Annotated in this window: 20 protein-coding genes and 1 pseudogene; 20 read left to right on the top strand and 1 reads right to left on the bottom strand. The window is 54.0% G+C overall.

What is annotated here, in order from left to right; translation table 11 throughout:
* Positions 1 to 103 precede the first annotated feature (103 nt).
* The 20 genes and pseudogenes from AC0YNV_RS08660 to AC0YNV_RS08565 all read left to right on the top strand — a co-directional run bounded on the left by AC0YNV_RS08660 (position 104) and on the right by AC0YNV_RS08565 (position 21,577).
* Positions 104 to 2,098 carry a peptidoglycan D,D-transpeptidase FtsI family protein gene (locus tag AC0YNV_RS08660; RefSeq protein WP_475767598.1) on the top strand — a complete coding sequence of 665 codons (1,995 nt, stop codon included), beginning with the start codon at positions 104 to 106 and terminating at the stop codon, positions 2,096 to 2,098.
* Between the two features lie 237 nt (positions 2,099 to 2,335).
* Positions 2,336 to 4,675 (top strand): RNA polymerase recycling motor HelD, encoded by a 2,340-nt coding sequence (gene helD, locus AC0YNV_RS08655; protein WP_475767596.1) that lies wholly within the window; start codon positions 2,336 to 2,338, stop codon positions 4,673 to 4,675.
* Between the two features lie 131 nt (positions 4,676 to 4,806).
* Positions 4,807 to 5,336 (top strand): annotated as a pseudogene (locus tag AC0YNV_RS08650) (type 1 glutamine amidotransferase domain-containing protein).
* A gap of 140 nt (positions 5,337 to 5,476) precedes the next feature.
* A complete protein-coding gene (locus tag AC0YNV_RS08645; RefSeq protein ID WP_475767595.1) occupies positions 5,477 to 5,974 on the top strand; it encodes an ABC transporter substrate-binding protein in 498 nt (165 codons plus the stop codon).
* Between the two features lie 189 nt (positions 5,975 to 6,163).
* Positions 6,164 to 6,727, top strand: coding sequence for an NADPH-dependent FMN reductase (gene ssuE, locus AC0YNV_RS08640; protein WP_475767593.1), 564 nt, complete (start codon positions 6,164 to 6,166; stop codon positions 6,725 to 6,727).
* A 6-nt stretch (positions 6,728 to 6,733) separates the two neighbouring features.
* Positions 6,734 to 7,021, top strand: coding sequence for a hypothetical protein (locus AC0YNV_RS08635; protein ID WP_475767591.1), 288 nt, complete (start codon positions 6,734 to 6,736; stop codon positions 7,019 to 7,021).
* Positions 7,022 to 7,151: 130 nt separating this feature from the next.
* Positions 7,152 to 8,033: a LysR family transcriptional regulator gene (locus tag AC0YNV_RS08630; protein ID WP_475767589.1), complete on the top strand. Its 882-nt coding sequence runs from the start codon at positions 7,152 to 7,154 to the stop codon at positions 8,031 to 8,033.
* 173 nt (positions 8,034 to 8,206) lie between these two features.
* The gene (locus AC0YNV_RS08625) at positions 8,207 to 9,067 is read left to right on the top strand and encodes a transporter substrate-binding domain-containing protein (protein ID WP_475767587.1); all 861 of its coding nucleotides are present in this window, start codon (positions 8,207 to 8,209) and stop codon (positions 9,065 to 9,067) included.
* A gap of 39 nt (positions 9,068 to 9,106) precedes the next feature.
* Positions 9,107 to 9,889 (top strand): amino acid ABC transporter permease, encoded by a 783-nt coding sequence (locus AC0YNV_RS08620; RefSeq protein WP_475768391.1) that lies wholly within the window; start codon positions 9,107 to 9,109, stop codon positions 9,887 to 9,889.
* Positions 9,886 to 10,596 (top strand): amino acid ABC transporter permease, encoded by a 711-nt coding sequence (locus AC0YNV_RS08615; RefSeq protein ID WP_210039702.1) that lies wholly within the window; start codon positions 9,886 to 9,888, stop codon positions 10,594 to 10,596. The genes AC0YNV_RS08620 and AC0YNV_RS08615 overlap by 4 nt, the downstream gene beginning before the upstream one ends.
* Positions 10,593 to 11,345: an amino acid ABC transporter ATP-binding protein gene (locus AC0YNV_RS08610; RefSeq protein ID WP_475767585.1), complete on the top strand. Its 753-nt coding sequence runs from the start codon at positions 10,593 to 10,595 to the stop codon at positions 11,343 to 11,345. Before AC0YNV_RS08615 ends, AC0YNV_RS08610 begins: the two co-directional genes overlap by 4 nt.
* 18 nt (positions 11,346 to 11,363) lie before the next feature.
* Positions 11,364 to 12,374: an LLM class flavin-dependent oxidoreductase gene (locus AC0YNV_RS08605; RefSeq protein ID WP_475767583.1), complete on the top strand. Its 1,011-nt coding sequence runs from the start codon at positions 11,364 to 11,366 to the stop codon at positions 12,372 to 12,374.
* Positions 12,375 to 12,395: 21 nt separating this feature from the next.
* Positions 12,396 to 13,592, top strand: a complete 1,197-nt coding sequence (locus AC0YNV_RS08600) for a M20 peptidase aminoacylase family protein (protein WP_475767581.1) — start codon at positions 12,396 to 12,398, stop codon at positions 13,590 to 13,592.
* Between the two features lie 14 nt (positions 13,593 to 13,606).
* Positions 13,607 to 14,701, top strand: a complete 1,095-nt coding sequence (gene solA / locus AC0YNV_RS08595) for an N-methyl-L-tryptophan oxidase (RefSeq protein ID WP_475767579.1) — start codon at positions 13,607 to 13,609, stop codon at positions 14,699 to 14,701.
* 40 nt (positions 14,702 to 14,741) lie between these two features.
* Positions 14,742 to 15,221 carry a DinB family protein gene (locus tag AC0YNV_RS08590; protein WP_475767577.1) on the top strand — a complete coding sequence of 160 codons (480 nt, stop codon included), beginning with the start codon at positions 14,742 to 14,744 and terminating at the stop codon, positions 15,219 to 15,221.
* A gap of 59 nt (positions 15,222 to 15,280) precedes the next feature.
* Positions 15,281 to 15,811 (top strand): GNAT family N-acetyltransferase, encoded by a 531-nt coding sequence (locus AC0YNV_RS08585; protein ID WP_475767575.1) that lies wholly within the window; start codon positions 15,281 to 15,283, stop codon positions 15,809 to 15,811.
* A 138-nt stretch (positions 15,812 to 15,949) separates the two neighbouring features.
* On the top strand, positions 15,950 to 17,290 hold the full coding sequence (locus AC0YNV_RS08580; RefSeq protein WP_475767573.1) for an LLM class flavin-dependent oxidoreductase: 1,341 nt from the start codon (positions 15,950 to 15,952) through the stop codon (positions 17,288 to 17,290).
* A 244-nt stretch (positions 17,291 to 17,534) separates the two neighbouring features.
* On the top strand, positions 17,535 to 18,089 hold the full coding sequence (locus AC0YNV_RS08575; protein WP_475767571.1) for a glycerol-3-phosphate responsive antiterminator: 555 nt from the start codon (positions 17,535 to 17,537) through the stop codon (positions 18,087 to 18,089).
* 49 nt (positions 18,090 to 18,138) lie between these two features.
* Positions 18,139 to 19,650, top strand: coding sequence for a glycerol kinase GlpK (gene glpK / locus AC0YNV_RS08570; protein WP_475767569.1), 1,512 nt, complete (start codon positions 18,139 to 18,141; stop codon positions 19,648 to 19,650).
* Positions 19,651 to 19,897: 247 nt separating this feature from the next.
* Positions 19,898 to 21,577, top strand: a complete 1,680-nt coding sequence (locus AC0YNV_RS08565; RefSeq protein WP_475767567.1) for a glycerol-3-phosphate dehydrogenase/oxidase — start codon at positions 19,898 to 19,900, stop codon at positions 21,575 to 21,577.
* 154 nt (positions 21,578 to 21,731) lie between these two features.
* On the opposite strand, the gene AC0YNV_RS08560 is transcribed toward AC0YNV_RS08565, so the two are convergent.
* Complete coding sequence (locus AC0YNV_RS08560) at positions 21,732 to 22,283, bottom strand: chromate transporter (protein ID WP_379113297.1); 552 nt, start codon at positions 22,281 to 22,283, stop codon at positions 21,732 to 21,734.
* Between the last annotated feature and the right edge of the window lie 23 nt (positions 22,284 to 22,306).

Raw genomic sequence — 22,306 nt, 5'->3', positions numbered from 1 at the left:
TGCAACTTTTGGACATGGATTCTCGTCTATAAAATGTTAATCTGTCCCAATTGCCACGTTGTTGCCATTCCCTCGATTATTCACAGCCAAGGAGTTGTTATTGATGTCTCTTCATGCCGACCCTCGGGTGAAGAAAAACATGAGCCGGCGGCATTTTGCGCTTCGTTTGAACCTGTTTTTCTTTGTCTCCTTTATCCTGTTTGCCATTCTCATTATTCAGCTGGCTGTTCTGCAATTCGTCAGAAGTCCCGCCCTCCAGGAGGAGGAAAGCAAGTCGGGACAAAGAGACATTGAAATTCCGCCTGCGCGCGGCAATATACTGGATTCATCCGGTCAGCCCATTGCATATTCCATCTCCTCGCAGTCCCTCTATTTCACGATTCAGCCGGGCTTCCAAGAAGAGGATGCCGAGGCTCTTGCCGCGAAGCTGAGCGAAGCTTTTGCTGAATATGGCAGCAAGGAAGAGCCTGCCATGACTTCCGGAGACATTATCCGTCAGATGGATTTGGGCCATACCCGGAATTCGTACACGGTGCCCCGGCGGATCAAATCAGGCTTGTCGCAGGGGGAAATCGCTTATTTCTCCGAGAACCGGGATCTGTATCAGGGAATCGATATCGTGGAGGAAAGCGTCCGCCATTACGATCAAAGCACGATTGCCGTGCAGCTGGTCGGCTATTTGAAGAAATATAAGGGTGTACGGGAGAGCGTGGACAAGTATAAACAAAAGCAGGAAGAGACAGACCCGGCGCTGCAGCTTCTGGACGATGAGGATGTAGGCATGGACGGGCTTGAATATATGTATCAGGATCAGCTGCGGGGCAAAAACGGCTTGAAAACCTATCCGGTTGATGCCAGCAGCCTGATTATCGGACCTCCCAAAATTACAAAACCGGTGCGCGGCGATGATATCTATCTGACCATCAACCGGAATGTCCAGCTGTCAACGGAGCAGGCGATTACGGATCAGCTGAAGACGCTCCAAACCGCCGCAAGCTCGCCTCTGAACGAAGGCAAAAATGCCAAGACCGGCTATGCGGTAGCCATGGAAGTGAATACGGGCAAGATTGTCGCCATGGCCAGCATGCCGGATTATAACCCGAATGTATGGGCAGGCGGGAAAATATCCGAAGAGGATTTGAAAAATATCGAATATTATCAATACAACGGTACAATCCGGCAGGTCTATGCTCCCTATGATTCCAAGAAGGAGCGGGACCGGCATCCGCCTTCGCTCGTATATTTGGGTTCGACGCAGAAACCCTTATCAGTCATGATTGGATTGCAGGAGGGCTTGTTCACGACCGGCTCCGTCTACTCCGACACGGGGGTATATTATTTTGGCAAGAAAGGCCATGAGGTGCCAATCCATAACTCCGACAACCATGCTTACGGTCAGCTCCACCCTTATCAGGCGATCGCAAAATCGTCCAATACCTTTATGTCGGCAATGGTCGGAGACAGGCTTCTGGACAAGTACGGCGCGAAAAGCGTGGATGTATGGGACAGCTATATGAAGCAGTTCGGATTGGGAGTATCTACAGAGAGCGGCCTTCCGGGGGAATCGGCCGGCGTAATCGATTATTATCACGAAGCCGAGGCAGCAAGCAGGCAGTCGGCGCTTGTCCGGGCTTCGTTCGGCCAGCAGGGGCGGTACACCGCGCTTCAGCTTGCCCAGTATGCCTCAATGCTGGCCAATGGCGGGAAGAGAATGCAGCCGCAATTTGTGAATGAAATCCGCGTCACGGATGGAAGCATCATTCAGGGCTTTGAGCCCAAAGTATTGAATACCATCAGTTTCCCCCAGAAGTACTGGGATGAAATTTACAAGGGGATGTCCCAGGTTAAGGTCGAGGGCTTTGAGGGCGTCAACTATACCTTTCTGCGCAAGACCGGCACGTCCGAGCAGGACGCGGGAGACCGCAAGAAAGTGGAAAATGCGGTGCTGATCGCTTTCGCGCCGGCTGAAGACCCGGTGCTGGCAGTGGCGGTCATCGTTCCCGACGGCGGCTTCGGCGGCTGGGGGGCGGCTCCGATTGCCCGGCAAATTTTCGATGCCTACGATGCGGAGACCGGCAGATTGTCCGGAAAGAAATAAGGCAGCGCTTTGCAAGCCCTGCCGTTCTACCGGCAAAAACAAGAAAGCGGAGCGCTGCAGGAGCGCTCCGCTTATTAAGCGTAAGTAATGAATTGATCTTCTGAAGACAGTCTGGTAAAATCTATAGACGGACTGAAAAGAATAAATTATAAATTTTCGTAATTATCCACTATAATTATATCATAATAATTGTTTGGATGTCAATAGTTTCTTTGGGATAGAGAGGGCGATTAGACGATGAACGAAACCAATCAGGATTGGACAGAGGAACAGCGGCGCGTGGATGAGGTCGTAGAACAGATCGATACACGCATAGATCTGCTGGAGCAGGAAACATTGGAGTCAAAATCCGAAATGGTCGAAATACGGAAAAATTTCTGGGAAGACGTAACCGTCAACTTTGAAGATACTGCGGAAGTCGCAGAAACCTTTGCCAGCATGAAGCAGCAGGCCGAGCTGCTGTCCGAGCGTGAGCGTACTCACGGCCAGGCGTCCATGCAGCTTAGAACACTCAGGAAGCTGCGGAATTCCCCCTACTTCGGGCGGATTGATTTTATGGAAGACGGGGAGCAGCAGGAGGATTGCATTTACCTGGGAATTGCCTCACTTCGTGACCGCGCGGATGAGAATTATCTGATCTATGATTGGCGGGCTCCCATATCCAGTCTCTATTACGACTATCCTCCTGGCCCTGCAGAGGTCGAGACTCCATCCGGAACGATTCATGGCGAGCTGAAGGTGAAGAGACAATTTGTAATCCGCGACGGCATTATTGTCAGCTTATTCGATACCGGTGTGACTATAGGGGATGAACTGCTCCAGGAGGTGCTGGGCAAACAATCCGACGCGCAGATGAAGAGCATCGTGGCGACCATCCAAGGGGAGCAGAACCGGATCATCCGCAATGAGCGCAGCCGCCTGCTGGTTGTTCAGGGCGCCGCTGGCAGCGGCAAGACCTCTGCCGCGCTGCAGAGAGTAGCCTATCTGCTTTACCGGTACCGGGGCATTCTGAAAGCCGATCAAATTGTGCTGTTCTCGCCAAATCCGATGTTCAACAGCTATGTTTCTACCGTTCTTCCCGAGCTTGGCGAGGAAAATATGGAGCAGACGACCTTCCAGGACTATCTGGCCTACCGGATCGGGAGGGCCTTCCGGCTGGAGAATCCGTATGCCCAGCTGGAATACGCGCTGACGGGAATGGATCAGCCGGGCTACGAACCCCGCATTGAAGGGATCCGGTTCAAGGCTTCGGGCGGCTTCGTCGCGCTGATGGACCGCTATTTGGCTGAACTGGGCAGTCAGGGACTGCTATTCCGCGATCTTGTCTTCCGCGGGAAGGCCGTCGTAACGGCAGAGGGCATAGCGGAGTCCTTCTATTCGCTGGACCCGTCAATGGCTGTTCCGAACCGTCTGCGCCTGGTGGCCCAGAGGCTGCTGCAGCGTCTGAGCGAGCGCCAGAAGGAGGCGCGCGGGGAGGATTGGGCGATGGATGCCATCGAGCTGCTGGATAATGAGACCTATGCCCGGATTTATCAGAACCTGAAGCGAAAAAAACAATACTCCGGCTCGACCTTTGATGACCATGACCTTGAACGCGAGGAGCTGATTGATTATGTCCTTGGCGAGAGCTTCAAACCGCTCCGCTCGCGGGTGAAGAAATTTGCCTTCGTCAATCTGAAAGCGACCTACCGGCAGCTGTATGCCGATCCGGCCTTTGCCCGGAGATTTGCCTCCGAAGTTGAGGGCGGCCTTCCGGAGTATTGGGAGGAAATATGCGCGGCAACAATTGCGAGGCTGGACAAGGGTGAAATGGCCTATGAGGATGCAACTCCATATTTGTATCTGGTCGAACGTGTGCGCGGCTTTCATACGAATACCTCCGTACGTCATCTGCTGATTGACGAAGCGCAGGACTATACCGCTTTTCAGTTCGCCTTCCTGAAGCGGCTGTTTCCGCACAGCAGAGTAACGGCGCTTGGGGATCTGAACCAGTCGATTAACGCCCATAACGCGGCAGGAAGCAGCGGATTCAAGGCATTATCCGCTCTCTATGATCCGGAGGAAACGGAAACCATAACGCTGACCCGAAGCTACCGTTCGACGCGGCAGATCGTGGAGTTTACGAGCCGCTGCATTGAAGGAGGAGAGGTTATCCAGCCGTTCAACCGGGATGGCGAAGAGCCCGCGCTGACGCTTGTCTCTGGCGAAGAGGAGCTGCACAAGCTCATTTCCGGCACGGTTGCCGGTTTACTTCAAGCCGGACATCAGACGGTTGCGATTATTTGCAAAACAGCCGCGGAGAGCATGCTGGCTTACCGGGCCTTCAGCGAAGTGATCCCGGGGCTTCATCTTGTTGAACGGGAATCCACGACCTTCGAATCCGGCGTAGTGGTCATTCCCTCTTATCTGGCCAAAGGGGTGGAGTTCGACGCTGTCCTTGTCTATAATGCATCAGCTGTCCAGTATGGCCGGGAGAGCGAGCGCAGGCTGTTCTATACGGTATGCACGCGGGCCATGCATGAGCTGCATTTGTATGCGATAGGGCAGTGGAGCCCCTTTATTCAATTGGAGAGTTAGCAGCAGGCAGCAGGACATAAAGTCCATTTATTGCCGCCCGTGTGATTATTTGCTGTGCCTCAAGGGTAATATACGTATCGTAGGCGGGACCGTCTTCGCCGTATATCATGACAAGAAGGAGCTGGTTTTCGATGGCTAGAATTGCTTTTCTATTAGGTCAGGAGTTCGAAGACTCCGAAATGTCAGAGCCCTATGAGGCTGTCAGGCAAAAAGGGCACGAAGCGGAATTGTCGGTTTGAAAGCAGGAGAGACCTTGAAAGGGAAGCAGGGGAAGGCGAGCTATACTTCGGATAAAGCGATTGGCGACGTTAAACCCGAGGAATTCGATGCGGTCATCATTCCCGGCGGTTCGTCCCCGGAGAATATCCGCCTGGATGCAGGTATGAAAAAATTCGTCACCGCCATGCTGCAGGCGAACAAGACCGTTTCGGCGGTCTGTCACGGCCCCCAGCTGCTGATCAGCGCAGGGCTGCTCAAAGGGCGCACGATCACCAGTGTTCCGGTGCTGCAGGATGATATGCGCAACGCCGGCGCTACTTTTGTAGATAAGGAAGTTGTCGTTGACGGCAATCTGATCACTTCAAGAACGCCGCAGGACCTTCCCGCCTTTATCCGTGAAACGCTGCATGCGGTTGAAGTCACGAACGGGGTTAGGTCTTAATCCGGACGTTGCAGCTGCCGATATTGTGAAAATATATGTATATTGAAGGGGCCATATCGGACACGCTCCCCCGCGTCCGGTATGGTTTTTTTGCGGTTCAGTAACTGTATGAGAGATTCTCGGGGCAAGCAACTGACGGCATGTATGAAAAATACGCGAAAATCGCTCCGACCTATTCTTTCGCCATGTCCGGTACTGATGGACGCAAGGCCCTCCGGATGCTGGGCGGGCTGCTGAACAAGTCAGAAACGGCCGAGAGGGCCATTGCCGATTATGAGGCCAAAGCGGCCAAAGCCAAAGAGCGGCTGCAGGCTGCAATCGGTAACAAGCCTGTGGCGATTGTAGACATTTCCGGCAAAATATTTTCGCTGCTGGGAGTTCAATTTTACAGCGGAGCGGTGCTTTACAAGGATCTGGGGCTGACTCAGACCCCTGGTGAAGGATGCGGGCGGAGAACACGGTCTGCAAGGGATCGCAGTTTTATGGAAGATAGGAAACCTGGCTGCCCAAGCCCTGATAGAAGAATCGGCAGGCACCTCTCGGAGCAAGAGAGGTGTTTTGCTATGCCTGCGCTCCAGGCAAGAGCAATATCTTATACATGCGGGAACAAGCAGCTGTCCGGCTCAGAGGATAGCTGATAAGCCAATTCCTTAGCTAAAGATGTATAGACAAAGGAGAGAAATTTTGCTATATTTAGCTCAACATTAATTCTTATTGGAATACTGGGTATTTGTCGTGAATAAATGATATCCATTATATGCAGAAGTGCATGCTCAAGGAAGGAGGTATTGTCTCCTTCGTCCTAAAAACTTTCAGGAGGTCATTCAATGGCACAAATCGTGATTATATCAGGCAGCACGAACCGGAGCTCGAGATTGTACGGACTCATTCAATATAGCCAGCCCAGGCTTGAGGCATGGGGACATGAGATCAGAACGATCCATGTCGCCGATCTGCCGGCGCAGGATCTGATTCAGGCCAATTTCAACAGCCCCGAAATTATCGAGGCGGTTGGCTGGGTAGAACTAGCGGATGCCGTGATTATCGGCAGCCCCGTCTATAAGGCGTCCTACACCGGCGTTTTGAAGACCTTCCTGGATCTGATACCGATGAAGGGTCTGCGCGACAAGATTACGCTGCCTTATTTCATCGGCGGCTCCATTGCGCATTTGTTGGCCATCGACTATGCCCTGAAGCCTGTTATTGCCGCATTGGGCGGGCATCATATTCTGGGCGGCGTCTACGCGGTAGACCAGGCGATCAGCCGCTTCGATAACAATGTCTTTGAGGTATCGGAGGAAATCCGCCAGCGTCTGGATGATGCGCTGGGACAGCTGCATGACGAGCTGCAGTGGAAGAAAGCACGCAATAAAGAAATTGCTGCGGGATGAATGGCCATGGGAACCGGTATCGATAAGCAGGTGCTGCAGCGGCCCGATCTGGCCTTTTACGAGTACTGCCTGGTTCATTTCAAGCTGAACAGGGGCATATACAATACAATCGACCAGCGGCTATTCGACAATGGGCTTGTGGATATTATGGATAGACGAAGAGCAATTATACAATTTCTTGAATTTGCTGCGCGTGATCAAGGAATCAGCACAGGCAAGTTTATATCCTTCGGAAGAGGGAAGCTTGCGGATGTTCTGGATTCCTTTCTGGAGCGTACGCAGCAGGCAGTTTGATAAACCAGAGCTGAAACCATTATAAAAACATTCCGGTCCATACAGACGGAATGTTTTCTTTTAATCCAGGGAAGACAGCGGGACGGCATTACGCCTCCGCTTCTAGTCGAATCAAAGGGGATGAACGCCAATGAATATAGAAAATATGGAAGCTTTCGTTTATGTCATTCACTATGGAGGATTCAACAAGGCTGCTGAAGCCTTATATTTGTCGCAGCCGTCCGTAACGGCCCGCATTCAATCGCTTGAGCGTGAGCTGAACTGCAAGCTGTTTGACCGGATCGGCAAGCAAATCCAGGTTACGGAAGAAGGCAAGCGGTTCCTGCCTTATGCCCAGCAGCTGCTTCTGATTTATCAGAAGGGCAAGCAGAATATCAACCAGAAGAAATCGCTCCCGGATGAATTCAGAATCGGTTGTACGCTATCGGTTTCGAATTACCTGATTCCGGAGCTGCTTCCGCTGCTGAATCGGGTTTTTCCGTCAACCCGGTACAAAATCGTCACAGGTGTGACAGATGATATTGTCAATAAAGTGCTTAACAAAGAGGTGGACATCGGCTTCGTCCGCAATGTTTCCCACCCCAATCTGCAGTCGGTCAAATTATATGAGGACCCGATCCAGCTGTATACGTATGAAGGCCACCCGTTTCTGAGTGAAACGCAGCTTACGATCGAAGCAATTGCCGGGCAGCCGCTTGTTTTCTTCGAGTGCGGGGCTCTGGACTGGCTGCGAATCCACCGGATCTTCGATAAACTGGATCAACCGCCCAACATCCAGATCCAGACGGACAACTCCGAAATGGCCAAGAAGCTCGTCATCGAGAAAGCGGGGATGTGCTTCCTTCCGGGTTGGTGTGTGCGTCAGGAAATCCGCAGCGGCAAGCTGTTTCCAATTTATTTTCCAGAGACGGACGGCATTTCCATGCAGACGAATCTGATCGCCAATCTTGGCGAGCATGCGGCGTTTATTGACGCTATTCTGGACATTGGCAAGGAGCTTTCGATCCGCTGAAGCCCCGCCGCTGCGGGATGATTGGATATTTGAATGTTCATATAGAACCTTTCTATAAGCGCACCTATTGACGATGCCCGGGGCGGGGTGTAAAGTAAATCTCAACTATAATCCTTACTTATCCGGTAGGAATTATAAACATAATGTTTGAACATAATCGGAGGGGTTTGAAGATGAAGAAATTTACTGTGTTTTCCCTGATTCTCGCTATCGTCCTGGTCATCTCGGCATGCGGCAGCAAGAACAACACAAACGAAGGTTCCGCTAACGGAACGAATGCCGCCGCTAACGTAAACACCACCGATACCGCCGGTACGGATGCTTCGCAGGAGGTTAAAAAAATCATTGTCGGAACGGGAACGCAGTTCCCCAAAGTCTGCTTCCTGGACGAGAACGGCAAGCTTACCGGGTTTGATGTGGAGCTTGTGAAGGAAATCGACAAACGACTTGCAGGTTATGAATTTGAACTGCAAACGATGGATTTTGCCAACCTGCTGCTCAGTCTGGATACCAAGAAAATCGACTTCGTCGCTCATGAAATGGAGAAAAATCCGGAGCGCGAAGAGAAATATCTCTTTAACAAAGAGGCCTACGCACATTGGAAAAATAAAATCGTCGTCGCGAAGGACAATGACACCATCAAGACGCTGGATGATCTGGCAGGAAAGAAAGTACTGACGGGCGCCACCAGCGCGGAGGCTCAAATTCTGGAGAATTACAACAAGGATCATGACAAAAAAATCAACATCGTCTACCAGAGCGGCGCAGCCAACGATACGGTGAGCCAACTGACCACAGGCCGAGTCGACGCTACGCTTGCAGCTGATTTCTCGCTGTCTTTGATCGATCCGCAGGGCGAGCTCAAAACTGTTGGCGAGCCGCTCAGCGATGCTGAAATTCTGTTTGTATTCCGCAAGAACGACGCCGATGACCAGAAGCTGTCCGATGCAATCGACGAAGCCATCAAGGAAATCAAAGCCGACGGAACGCTTTCCAAACTCAGCACCACCTGGCTTGGTCAAGATTACACCTAGATCAAGGCTGTATAACCTTATGAAAGGTGAGATCGCATGATGGGCGAGCCCTTTGATATTTCCTATGTCTTCGAGTATCTGATCAAGCTTCTGCCTACGCTGAGAATCACCCTTCTCATTGTGGCCAGTTCGATTCTGCTGGGGATTGTCGTCGGATTTCTCGTCGCGCTCCCCAGATTGTACCGGATACCGGTCCTGCAGCGTTTCTCGCAGGTGTATATTTCCTTTTTTCGCGGCACGCCTGTTCTGATCCAGCTCTTCCTGTTCTACTACGGGCTGCCGGAGATCCTGAAGCTGATTGATCTGGATGTATCCCGGGTCCCTGTCCTGTATTTCGTTATTCTGACGTATTCCCTGCATGGCGGGGCATATATGGCCGAGGCGATCCGGGGAGCCATGACGGCCGTGGACAGGGGGCAGGTGGAGGCAGCCTACTCGGTGGGCATGACGGGTTATCAGGCATTCTCCCGCATTATGCTGCCGCAGGCGCTCGCGATCTCCGTTCCCGTGTTCGCCAATCTGGTTATTGCCACGCTCAAGGACACGTCCCTGGCGTTCACGCTCGGCATTATGGAAATGACCGGCAAGGCGCAGACGCTTGGGGCGTTGTCGCAGCATTTTATCGAAACCTATATTTCACTGGCGATCATCTATTTTATTATCAGCTTTATTCTGGAGAAAATGTTCAACAAGCTGGAAAGCAGGCTGCTCCGGCACGAGAATCAGGCTGTTGAGAAGACCAGGAGGCGCAAAGGAATAAACATGGTCTTCCGTCAGGTTACGGGCGCAATCGGCATTGGCAGAGGGGAGTCGAGACTATGAAGCTGGACCCGTCATTCATCTGGACTGCCGTCGTGGGACTGCTCGCGGCGCTGCCGACAACCCTGTACATTACGATTGTCTCCGTAAGCTGCGGCTTTATTATCGGGACGGCCATTGCTCTGATCCGCATCTATAAGGTGCCTGTGCTCTATCCTATCGCGGCATCCTATGTGACCTTTATCCGGGGCACGCCGATGCTGACGCATCTGCTTCTCATCTATTTCGGGCTTCAGCTGATCATAGACAGCCTGGCTAAGCAGTTCGGCTGGTCCTTCAACTCGGCCTCGATCCCGATGATTGGTTTTGCGTATATTTCCTTCTCCATCACAGCCAGCGCTTATATGTCGGAGGTCATACGGTCAGGCCTGCTGGCAGTCAACAAGGGGCAGATGGAGGCGGCCTATTCGGTGGGAATGACCACCCCGCAGGCGCTGAGGCGGATTTTATTCCCGCAGGCACTCGCCGCTTCACTGCCGAATCTCTCGAATAATGTCATCGGCATGCTGCACGGTTCAACACTCGCTTTTACGGTATCGGTTGTGGATCTCAACGCCCAGGCCCAGATCGTCGCCTCGACGAACTGGAAGTTCGCAGAAGCCTATATTGCGGCCGCGCTGATCTTCTGGGCACTGACCTTCCTGATCGAGCGGGCAACGGGTCTTATCGAGAGAAGGATCAACGTTTACAACAAGGGGGGAGTAGCATGATCAGGCTGACCCAAATCACCAAGTCCTTCGGCCGACACCAGGTGCTCAAGGGCATCGATCTGACGGTCAAAAAAGGCGAAGTCGTCGCCATTCTCGGCCCAAGCGGCTCCGGCAAAACCACTCTGCTGCGCTGCATCAATTATTTGGAGAGAGCAAGCGGCGGGGAAATTTCCATTGACGGCTTCACTGTCAACTGCAGGAATCCGGCAAAAGCGGATATTCACCAGCTTCGGCAGAAGACGGCTATGGTCTTCCAGCAGTACAATCTGTTCCGCCATAAGACAGCTCTTGAGAATGTTATGGAAGGCCTGATCATCGTCAAGAAGCTCTCCAGAGAAGAAGCCCGCAAAATAAGCGTGGAGCATCTGGAGAAGGTGGGCCTTGGAAACAAGCTGGATGCCTATCCGAGCCAATTATCGGGCGGGCAGCAGCAGCGGGTGGGAATTGCCCGGGCGTTGGCGCTCAATCCGGATGTTATATTGTTCGACGAGCCGACCTCGGCGCTTGATCCGGAGCTTGTGGGAGAGGTTCTGGCCGTCATCCGCAAGATTGCCAGGGAAGGCATTACAATGATTATCGTGACCCATGAGATGAGCTTTGCCCAGGATGTCGCAAATCATGTCGTCTTTATAGATGACGGCGTCATTGTGGAGGAAGGTACGCCAACAGAGATTTTCGGCTCGCCCAAAGAAGAGCGGACCAAGCAGTTCCTGAAGCGCATTACGCCGGAAGGCGTGTATTCCATATAACGATTGGAGCGGATGCAAATGGCTGTCAAATTTGGTATTTTAGATCAAAGCATAGTATTCCTGGGGCAAACGCCGGGCGAGGCGCTGGCCAATACCGTCAAACTGGCGCAGCTGGCGGAATCGCTTGGTTTTGAGCGCTTCTGGGTGTCTGAGCATCATGATTCGCCTCTGATGGCCGGCTCCTCCCCGGAGGTGCTGATTTCCTATCTTCTGGCCCGGACAGAGAAGATCCGGATCGGATCGGGAGGCGTCATGCTGCAGCATTACAGCCCTTATAAGGTAGCCGAAAACTTCAACGTGCTGGCGGCGCTGGCGCCAGGCCGCGTGGAGCTCGGCATTGGCCGGGCGCCCGGCGGACTGCCGCGTTCCACCAAAGCGCTGCAGAAGGGGCAGACGGAGTCACCGTCCCTGGCCGAGAAGCTGACAGAGCTGGAGCAGTTTCTCCACAGTCCGGCAGGGGAGGATCACCCGCTCGCAGGTCTTCAGGCGAATCCGCTCACTCAGCAGCCGGCTGCCATTCATATGCTTGGCACCAGCGTAAGCAGCGCCGAGCTGGCCGCCGAGCGCGGTTACCCCTATGCTTTTGCCTTATTTATCAACAATGATCCGGAAACGGCGAAGCAGGCTTTTGAAGTCTATCGGAGCCATTTCAATCGGGAAACCGGCGCACAGCCGAAAACCATCCTTGCATTGTCCGTCATCGCGGCGGATACTCATGAGGAAGCCGTGGAAATGGCGGGAGAGTTCAAGAATGTCCGGATAACGCTGGCCAGCGGCAAGACTGTGAATGTCGGCACGCTTGAGCAGGCGGAGGAATTCGCGAGGCAGGCCGGGGAGACCTTTACTTATGAAATCCGGGATGCGGATATTACGAAAGGCACCAAGGAAACCGTCCGTGCAAGGCTGCTGGAGCTGAAGGAAATCTATGGCGTGGATGAGTTTATTTTCACCACGATCGTGAAGGAGTTCGACAAACGGATTCATTCGTTCAAATTATTGAATCAGGCGTTTACCGAGCTTCCTGTATAAAGCTTTAAGGAGGATGTTGATATGAGTTTGTCTTCTGCAGAACCGTTGGTGGAGCAGTTGGTTGCGATACGCCGTCATCTTCATGAGAATCCCGAGGTGTCGGGCGAGGAATTCGAGACTACCGCATCGATACGCCGGTGGTTGACGGAGGCCGGCATCCGCATCGCCGATTATCCGCTCAAAACCGGACTCGTCGCGGAAATCGGCGGACTTCATGGCGGGCCCGTTGTTGCCGTGCGGGCGGATATCGACGCGCTGCCGATTCAGGAAGAGACCGGCTTGCCCTTCGCGTCCCGCATTACCGGCAGGATGCATGCCTGCGGACATGATTTTCATACCGCATCCATTATCGGCACGGCGCTGCTGCTCAAAAGCAGGGAGCAGGAGCTCCGCGGAACGGTGCGCTTCCTGTTCCAGCCCGCCGAGGAGAAGGCGAGAGGCGCTCAGCAGGTTATCGCAAGCGGCGCTCTGGAAGGCGTTCAAGCCGTATTCGGCATGCATAACAAACCGGATCTGCCGGTGGGAACCATCGGTATCAAAGAGGGCCCGATTATGGCTGCCGCCGATGGATTTGAAGTTGCGGTGGAAGGACTGGGCACACATGCGGCGGTTCCGGAAGCCGGTCTTGATCCGATTGTAACGGCAGCGCATATGATTACCGCCCTGCAGTCGATCGTCAGCCGCAATGTCAGCGCGCTGGGCAGCGCCGTCGTCAGCGTGACCCGTCTCCACAGCGGGACGGCCTGGAATGTGATTGCCGACAGGGCCATCTTCGACGGCACCATCCGCACCTTTGACGAGAATGTGCGCAGCAGGGTGCTGGAGCGTTTCGAGCAGGTGGTCAGCGGCGTAGCCGCAGCCTTCGGGACCAAAGCCAGAGTCAACTGGATTGACGGGCCGCCGGCGGTGATAAACGATCGGAAGTGGGCGTCCCAGGCGGCGCAGACAGCGGAATCGCTGGGCTTGACGGTTGTCCGGCCCGCTCCGTCCCCGGCGGGCGAGGACTTTGCCTTTTATCTGAAAAAGGTGCCCGGCGTGTTTGTGTTCATGGGGACATCGGGGCCGCAGGAGTGGCATCATCCCGCTTTTGATGTGGATGAAGCGGCACTGCCGGTCGCCGCATCTTTCTTTGCGGAGCTGGCTGTTGACGCCATCAGTCGATTGAGCGGGCAGGAGGGTTCACCATTACCATTCAACGAACATATGACGCTATCGTAATTGGAGCTGGCTCCATGGGAATGAGCGCAGGTTACGAGCTTGCCCTCCGCGGTCTGAAGACGCTGCTTATCGATGCATTTGATCCGCCGCATGCGCTCGGCAGTCATCATGGCGAGCCGCGTCTCATCCGTCACGCCTATCATGGCGGCGCAGCTTATGTATCCATGGCGCTGCGCGCCGATGAACGGTGGCTTGAGCTGGAGAAATTGACCGGGGAGAAGCTGCTGGAGCGCTCGGGTGTGCTCAATATGTCCGATCCGGATGTCTATTCCTACGACGTCCGCCTTGATGATGCCGCTGCGCTTGGGGTAACCACAGAACTGCTCAATGCCGCGCAAATTCGCAGCCGCTGGCCAGGAGTGCGGCTGCCGGACGGCTTTGAAGGCATGTATGAGCCGAATGCCGGTTACCTGTACAGCGAGAGAGGCGTTGCCGCCTATAAACGGGCTGCTTTAGAAGCAGGCGCCGGGCTGCTCACGAATACATTCGTTACGGATATTGTGCCGGATGCCGGTGGAGTTACCGTCCGTACCAAAGACAACATCTTTCACGCCGGCAAGGTAATGATCAGCGCCGGAGCGTGGTTCAAGCGTCTGGAACCGTTCATTTCCCTGCCTATCCGATCCGTCCGCAAGGTCGTCGGCTGGTTTGAAACGGAAGGGAACGGATTTGATTCCGGCGTATTTCCCGGATTTACGCTTGGAACCAAGGACGGCGGCTATTATGGATTTCCAAGCATAGACGGTAAAGGTCTCAAGATCGGAAGGCATGACACCGGAGTGGAATGGAAGCCCGGCGAGGAGCTTGCTCCATTCGGCTTCTATCCGGAGGATGAAGGCGATCTGCGCAGGGCGCTCTCGGCATTCATGCCGGGGGCTGCAGGGAGGCTGCTGAGCGGCGCGGTATGCAAATATGAGATGACCCCGGACGAGGATTTCATCATCGACACGCATCCGGAGCATCGGAATGTGCTGCTCGCCGGCGGCTTCTCCGGACATGGGTTCAAGTTTGCCAGCGTGGTCGGCGAAATTGCGGCTGACCTGATCGAGAAGGGCAAGTCAGTACAGGATATTGGATTATTTTCGTTATCCCGGTTTGCTTTGCGTTAGGTGAGGGCTAAAAACCGGATACTTATAAGGAGGAATTAAGATGAGTCAGACGACTATTAATATAGAGTCCTATCTGGAGACGTATGAGCAGTTGAAGCAGGCCGTTGCCGGCCTGACAGAAGAACAATTGACTGAAAAAGAAGCCCCCGGCAAATGGAGCATCACCGAGGTGCTTGCCCATTTGGCAGACCATAATATCGTCGTGTCCTTCCGGCTCCGCGAAATACTGGCAGGCTCGGAAGCCCGCTTGCCCGCCTTCAATCAGGATAACTGGGTGGCCGGGCAAACGCCCAATGCCGGTCATGCTTCGGATATTCTCGATGTATTCCATGCGCTGCTGGTCTATAACAGCCTTCTGTTTCGCCGTTTGTCCGCTGAGGATTGGGAGAAGACGGCTTTGAATTTCAAGGGAGATCCGGTGGCGTTGTCGACGATTATCCAATCCTTTATCAATCATGCAGTTAATCATATTGGTCAAATCGAGCGCATCAAAAGCAAGGTTCTTTTACCACAGGCTTGATAGGTAAAATTGCATGATGCACATACTGTTGTGAGAACTTCGGGAAGCAGGTGGATGCGATGTCAACGAAAACGATTGTCATTCGCGAGGCGAAAGACACGGATGCGGATGCTGTCCAGGAGGTATTGTTGGATGCATACGGCCAGTATGAACAGACGCTCCCCGAGGATCGCTGGGGAGAGTACAAGGAGAATATTATCTCCTCCGTGAGCGAGGCGGCAACGAAATCGCGTTTTGTTGCCGAGCTGCATGGAGAAATTGTCGGCACCGTATTCCTGTTTGATTCCTCCGAAGCCGCTTATGGAAGAAGCGATCTGGATATTCAAAATCCCGTTATCCGGCTGCTTGCGGTTTCCCGCAAAGCGCGCGGGCTTGGCGTGGCGACTGAGCTTATCCGCGCATGTGCCAGAGAATGCCGGCAGTGGGGCGCCCAAACGGTTCATTTGCACACATCCGATATGATGGACTCCGCAGTGCGATTATATGAGCGACTTGGCTTCGAACGGGCGTTTGACAAAGATATTATGAACGGCAATCTGCTGGTAAAGAGCTACCGGCTGCAGCTGAACGAAACCGCGTTGTTATTATAGAAGCTGTTTAAAATACCCGGCAATGAACTGGCGGAATAGGCGGAAATCGCCTAGAGAAGCGTAAGCAGCAACAGAGCAGACGGTTCCGCCTGCGCCGCCTGTTTATTTCACCGGAAGTCCACAGAGGAGGAATTTGTCATGGCAAATCGCAAGCAAATCAAATTTGGCGCACTGATTCATGGGGTGGGCGGCAATGTGTCCGTGTGGCGGCATCCCGAGGTTCCGGTAGATGCCAGCGTGAATTTTGAGTTCTACAAGCAGCAGGCGCAAACGGCAGAGGCGGGGAAATTCGATCTGGTATTTATCGCCGATGGTCTCTACATCAATGAGAAATCCATCCCGCATTTTCTCAACCGCTTTGAACCGATCACGATTCTGTCCGCGCTTGCCGCTGCTACCTCGCATATCGGCTTGGTAGGAACTTTGTCCTCCTCGTACAGCGAGCCCTTCACGGTTGCCAGGCAGTTCGGCTCGCTGGACCATATCAGCGGCGGCCGGGCCGGGTGGAATGTGGTGACATCCCCGCTTGAGGGCTCCGCCAAAAATTATGGCAAAACCGAGCATCCGTCCCATGATGAACGGTACAAAATCGCTGAGGAATATCTAGAGGTTACGCAGGGACTGTGGGATTCGTGGGAGGATGACGCCTTCATCCGCGATAAGGAATCTGGCGTTTTCTTCGATCCTTCCAAGCTGCACACGCTCAATCATAAAGGCACTTATTTCTCTGTACAAGGACCATTGAATATTGCAAGATCCAGACAGGGACAGCCGGTTATTTTCCAGGCTGGCTCATCCGAGAGCGGGAAGAAGCTGGCGGGCAAGGCGGCCGATGCGGTTTTCACCGGACATGAGAGCATAGAGGAAGCCAAACAGTTCTATAAGGAAATTAAGGACAACGCCATTGCGAACGGCCGTTCCGAGGACGATATTGTGATTCTGCCGGGCATAGGGCCCATCATTGGGGCAACAGAAGAAGAAGCGGAACGCAAATACGAGGAAATTGCCGGACTTGTCAGCATTGAGAATGCGCTCAATTATTTGGGACGTTTCTTCGAGCATCATGATTTTTCACAGTATCCGCTTGATGAGGCATTCCCGGATGTAGGCGATTTGGGCAAAAACAGCTTCCGCAGCGGAACGGATAAAATCAAAAAACAGGCCAAGGAACAAAATCTTACCCTGCGGCAGGTTGCCCTCCGCTCGGCAACGCCGCGCGGGGCCTTCATCGGCACGCCGGAGAAAATCGCCGACTTGATCCAGCAGTGGCATGAGGAAAAGGCTGCCGACGGATTTATCATCCATACTCCCATTCCGAGCGGCCTGAAGGATTTCGTTGAACTGGTGGTGCCGATTCTGCAGGAGCGCGGGTTGTACCGTACGGACTACGAATCGGATACGCTACGCGGCAATCTGGGCATTCCGATTCCGGCCAACCGCTATGCGGCCGCGAACAGGACTGCTGATGTCAACGGCTGAGAATGAAGCAGCTGGCGTTTGAAAGGCTTGCAGATAACCCCGCATTGATGCTGATGCGGGGTTATTGCGCTTGACGCATGGCAGCGGTGAAGCTACAATTAGATTCAAGTTCATATTGTGACGGAAGAATCGGAGAAATTCACATAGACACTCCTGCGCCTCGTGCGCGAGGGATGATTTTATGTGTTTTTTTGTTTATTTGCGAGATAGCGATGCGATCGAGGCTTGGGGGGACGGATTCGGAATGTCATTTCAGCAACAGCTCATTTTGCCTGCCGCCAGAAATATAAAGGATTTCGAGAAATTGCTGAATTTATCCTATCAGTACATCGTGCTGCTGGACAGCCATATCAGTCAGCTTCAGTCGCTTGTTCAGCTGGCCAAGTCCTGCGGCAAGCAGGTGCTTATTCATGCAGATCTGATCGAAGGCCTCAAGAATGACGAGTATGCGGCTGAATTTCTCTGCCAGGTGATTCAACCGGCCGGCATCATGTCAACACGCGCCGGCGTCATCACCAAAACCAAGCAGAATAAGCTGCTGGCGATTCAGCGTTTGTTCCTGCTGGACTCCGGTGCGCTCCAGAAGAATTATGCGCTGCTTCGGCGCACGCAGCCGGATTATATTGAAGTGCTGCCCGGGATTATTCCGGACATTATCAAGGAAGTGCATGAGGAGGCGGGCATTCCCATACTTGCCGGCGGCTTCATCCGGACGGCGGAGGACGTGGAGAGAGCGCTTACAGCGGGTGCGACTGCCGTCACCACAAGCAATGCGGCATTGTGGAAGCATTTTATGTAAGACGGAACTTGCCTCGAAAATAAAGCCCCGGAAAGGATTGTGGTTAAGGATGAACCAGGCGGAACATTCTACGGATTCATACATATTGGCATTGGATCAGGGTACCACCAGCACAAGAGCCATTTTATTCGATAAGCAGGGATTGATGAGAGGGATCGCCCAGCAGGAATTTACGCAGCATTTTCCCCAATTGGGGTGGGTGGAGCATGACGCGGAGGAAATTTGGGAGTCAGCCCAGTCGGTGCTTCGGCGCGTTCTGGAGGAGAATGACATCGGACCGGAGCAAATTGCCGGAATCGGGATTTGCAATCAGCGGGAAACGACCGTCATCTGGGATAAAAATACAGGTATTCCGGTCTATTCGGCGGTAGTCTGGCAATCGCGCCAGAGCGCGGGAATTTGCGAGCAGTTGAAGGCGGATGGTCATGAGGAGCTCATCCGGGAGAAGACGGGGCTGATGGTGGATGCCTATTTCTCGGCAACGAAAATCAAATGGATTCTGGATCATGTCGAGGGAGCGCGCCGGAGAGCGGAGGCGGGGGGGCTGCTGTTCGGCACCATCGATACCTGGCTGATCTGGAAACTGACCGGCGGCGCCGTCCATGTAACGGATTATTCGAATGCGGCGCGCACGATGCTGTACAACATTCATGAGCTGAAGTGGGATGAGGAGCTGCTGGCGATTCTTAATATACCCCCGGAGCTGCTGCCGGAAGTCAAGCCTACTTCCCATCTATATGGACACACGACAGATGAGCTGTATGCCGGACATGCGATCCCGATTGCTGCCGCGGCCGGGGACCAGCAGGCTTCCCTGTTCGGTCAGGCCTGCTTCGAGAAAGGCATGGCCAAAAATACATACGGCACCGGCTGCTTCATGCTGGTGAATACCGGCAGCGAAGCCGTCCGCTCGGAGCATGGGCTGCTGACGACGATTGCCTGGGGGATCGACGGGAAGGTGGAGTATGCCTTGGAGGGCAGCACCTTCGTGGCGGGATCGGCGGTGCAGTGGCTTCGCGACGAGCTGCAGCTGATCGGCTCCGCCCAGGAAAGCGAGCAGGTCGCGGAGCAAGCCGACTCGACGGACGGGGTGTATGTGGTGCCCGCATTCGTCGGGCTGGGCACCCCGTATTGGGACAATGAGGTTCGCGGAGCCGTATTCGGGCTGACAAGAGGAACCAGCAAAGCGCAGCTTGTCCGCGCTACGCTGGAGGCGATCGCGTATCAGGCGAAGGATGTCTTCACGGTGATGGAACGGGAAGCCGGGCTGTCATTTGCCAGCTTTCGCGTCGATGGCGGCGGCTCCCGGAACAATCTGCTGATGCAGTTTCAAAGCGATATGCTGGGAATCGCCGTGGAGCGCCCGACAGTCAGCGAGACGACGGCAAGGGGAGCGGCCTTTCTGGCCGGTCTGGCGGTTGGCTTCTGGAGCTCCAGGGCAGAGCTTGCCGGCCTCTGGGAGCTGGATATCCGATTCGAGAGCAGCATGGAGGAATCGCTCCGCGAAGCGAAATACGAGGGCTGGGGCAGGGCTGTCCGGGCAGCTCAGGCTTTCAAATAATTGAAATGTGTGGTAGGATGAAAGCAAGTTAATAATGGGTCGGAGATATGGAGAAGCCGTGATAACCTTTCGCAAATTTGCGGGAAGGTTTTGTCGCGGCTTCTCTTTTTTCTAGCCTTTTTGTCAGAGTGCATAAGCTTCATGCCTATAAATTTCTACAAGGTTTGAGGGAAGAAACGAACTTCGCGGCCCAAAGGACGGAGAAGCCTTTTCTTCCTAATTGACGGGAAATGGGAGAGACAACTTTATGACGGCTAACTTTTCAGGCTTTAACCGTGAGGAGATCATCAGTCAACTGGAGGAAACACGCTGGGATCTGCTTGTCATCGGAGGAGGGATCACTGGGGCGGGGATTCTGCTTGATGCGCAGAAACGCGGCATGCGGGCTGCACTGGTGGAGATGCAGGATTTTGCGGCTGGCACTTCGAGCCGCTCGACCAAGCTGGTCCATGGCGGGCTCCGGTATCTGAAGCAGCTCGAGATCGGCGTTGTCGCCGAGGTCGGGAAAGAGCGGGCGATCGTGTATGAGAATGCTCCCCATGTGACGACACCGGAATGGATGGTACTGCCGATCTACAAGGGTGGAACCTTCGGCTGGTTCTCGACGTCGCTTGGTCTGCGTCTGTACGATTGGCTCGCTGGTGTGAAACGCGGGGAGCGCCGCCGTATGCTGAGCCAGGCGGAGACGTTGAAACGCCTGCCGCTCTTGAAGCGCGATGGACTGAAGGGAAGCGGTTATTATGTCGAATACCGCACGGACGATGCGCGACTTACGCTTGAAGTCATGAAGCGGGCTGTAGCCGAGGGCGCCCGGGCCATTAATTATATGAAGGTTGATGATTTTCTATATGAAGCAGGGCAGATGGCGGGCGTTGAGGCAAGCGATCAATTGACGGGGAAACGGGTGGTTATTCATGCCGCACAAATTGTCAATGCAGCCGGTCCGTGGGTGGATACACTCCGCGAGAAGGATGGCTCGCGCCAGGGCAAGACGCTTCATCTGACCAAGGGCGTCCATCTGGTCTTCGACCAATCCCGGCTGCCCCTGCATCAGGCCGTATATTTCGACACGCCCGACAAGCGGATGGTGTTCGCTATTCCCCGTGCGGGGAAAACCTATGTGGGGACCACCGATACGACCTACACCGGCAATTACGAGAAGCCGCGGATGACGAAGGAGGACAGGGAATATCTGCTGCGCGCGGTGAATGCCTTGTTTCCATCAGTCCGCTTAACCGTTATGGATGTGGAATCCAGCTGGGCCGGTCTCCGTCCCCTGATCCACCAGGAGGGCAAAGACCCTTCGGAAATTTCCCGCAAGGACGAGATTTTCCGCTCCCCATCGGGCCTGCTGTCCATTGCCGGGGGCAAGCTGACCGGTTACCGCAAAATGGCCGAAGCAGTCGTGAATAAAGCGGCGGAGGAGCTGACCCGCCAGCAGGGTTCAGCTTTCCCCGCCTGCCTGACCAGGCACGCGGCTCTCTCCGGAGGCGATGTCGGAGGCTCGAAAGGTTTTGGCGCATTTATTGCCGATCAGACATCCCGTGGCGTCAAGCTTGGTCTGTCAACGGAAGCGGCGGAGCGGCTCGCCCGTTTCTACGGCTCCAATGTCGGCTCGCTGCATCAGATCATGAAGGACCGGAAGCAGGAGCAGGTACAATCCGGACTTCCTCTGGAGCTGTTTGCGTCTGTGGAGTATGCGCTCAATGAGGAAATGACCCTCACGCCGATGGATTTCTGGATCCGCCGGACAGGTGCGCTGTTCTTCGATATCTCGCGGGTGTACCGCTGGAAGGAAGCCGTTCATGCCTGGATGGGCAAACGTCTGAACTGGACGGAAGCCCAGTCTTCAAGCTATAAAGCGGAGCTTGACGCCGGGCTGGAAGCGGCGGTCGCAACGGTCAGCGCGGATGCGGACAACTCATAAACATGGCGTTCTGAACGGTAATTGTATGAATACCGCATCTTACTCCTATCACGTCTAAGCATGAACGAACAGACCAGAAAACTAGTGCTCAAAAAGAACCAGCCCAACTCGACTGGTTCTTTTTTTGGTGTATATGACGGGGACCCGTCTGCACCTATAAATGAAACACGCCGATCGCGATGCCGCCATAGGCAAATGCACAGAGAATGACAAGTGCAGGGTGGATCTTCCTGCGCTGCATCAGCCAGAAGGCAACCGCTGCGATGATTAACGCCTGCCAGATGCCGATAAGAGAAATCGACGAGGAGGCGATCTGCCAGGTCAGGGTCACCATCATGATGGCGATAACCGGCTGCACAAGTATTGTAATCCCCTTCACCGCATTGGATTTGCGGAAACGCTGCAGCAGCTGCAGCAGCAGAATGAGCGCTATTGCCGAAGGCAGGATGGTGGCCGCCAAGGCAATGACAAGGCCGGCCCAGCCAGCCACTTCATAGCCGACATAAGCGGCAATCTTGGTCGCAATAGGGCCGGGAAGGGCATTGCCGAGCGCCAGCATATTGGAAAATTGCGGGTCTGTCAGCCATCCGTAATGCGTGACAATCTCCTGGTACATCAGCGGTATGGAAGCCGGACCGCCTCCGTAGCCTAATACATTGGAAATCAGAAAGCCCAGAAAAAGATGAATCCATTCTATCCAGTCCATGCGCTACATCCTTTTTTCGTTAC

It is taken from the genome of Paenibacillus sp. JT31N11 (genome assembly GCF_056269285.1).
This window is presented reverse-complemented; position numbering and strand designations above follow the sequence as displayed.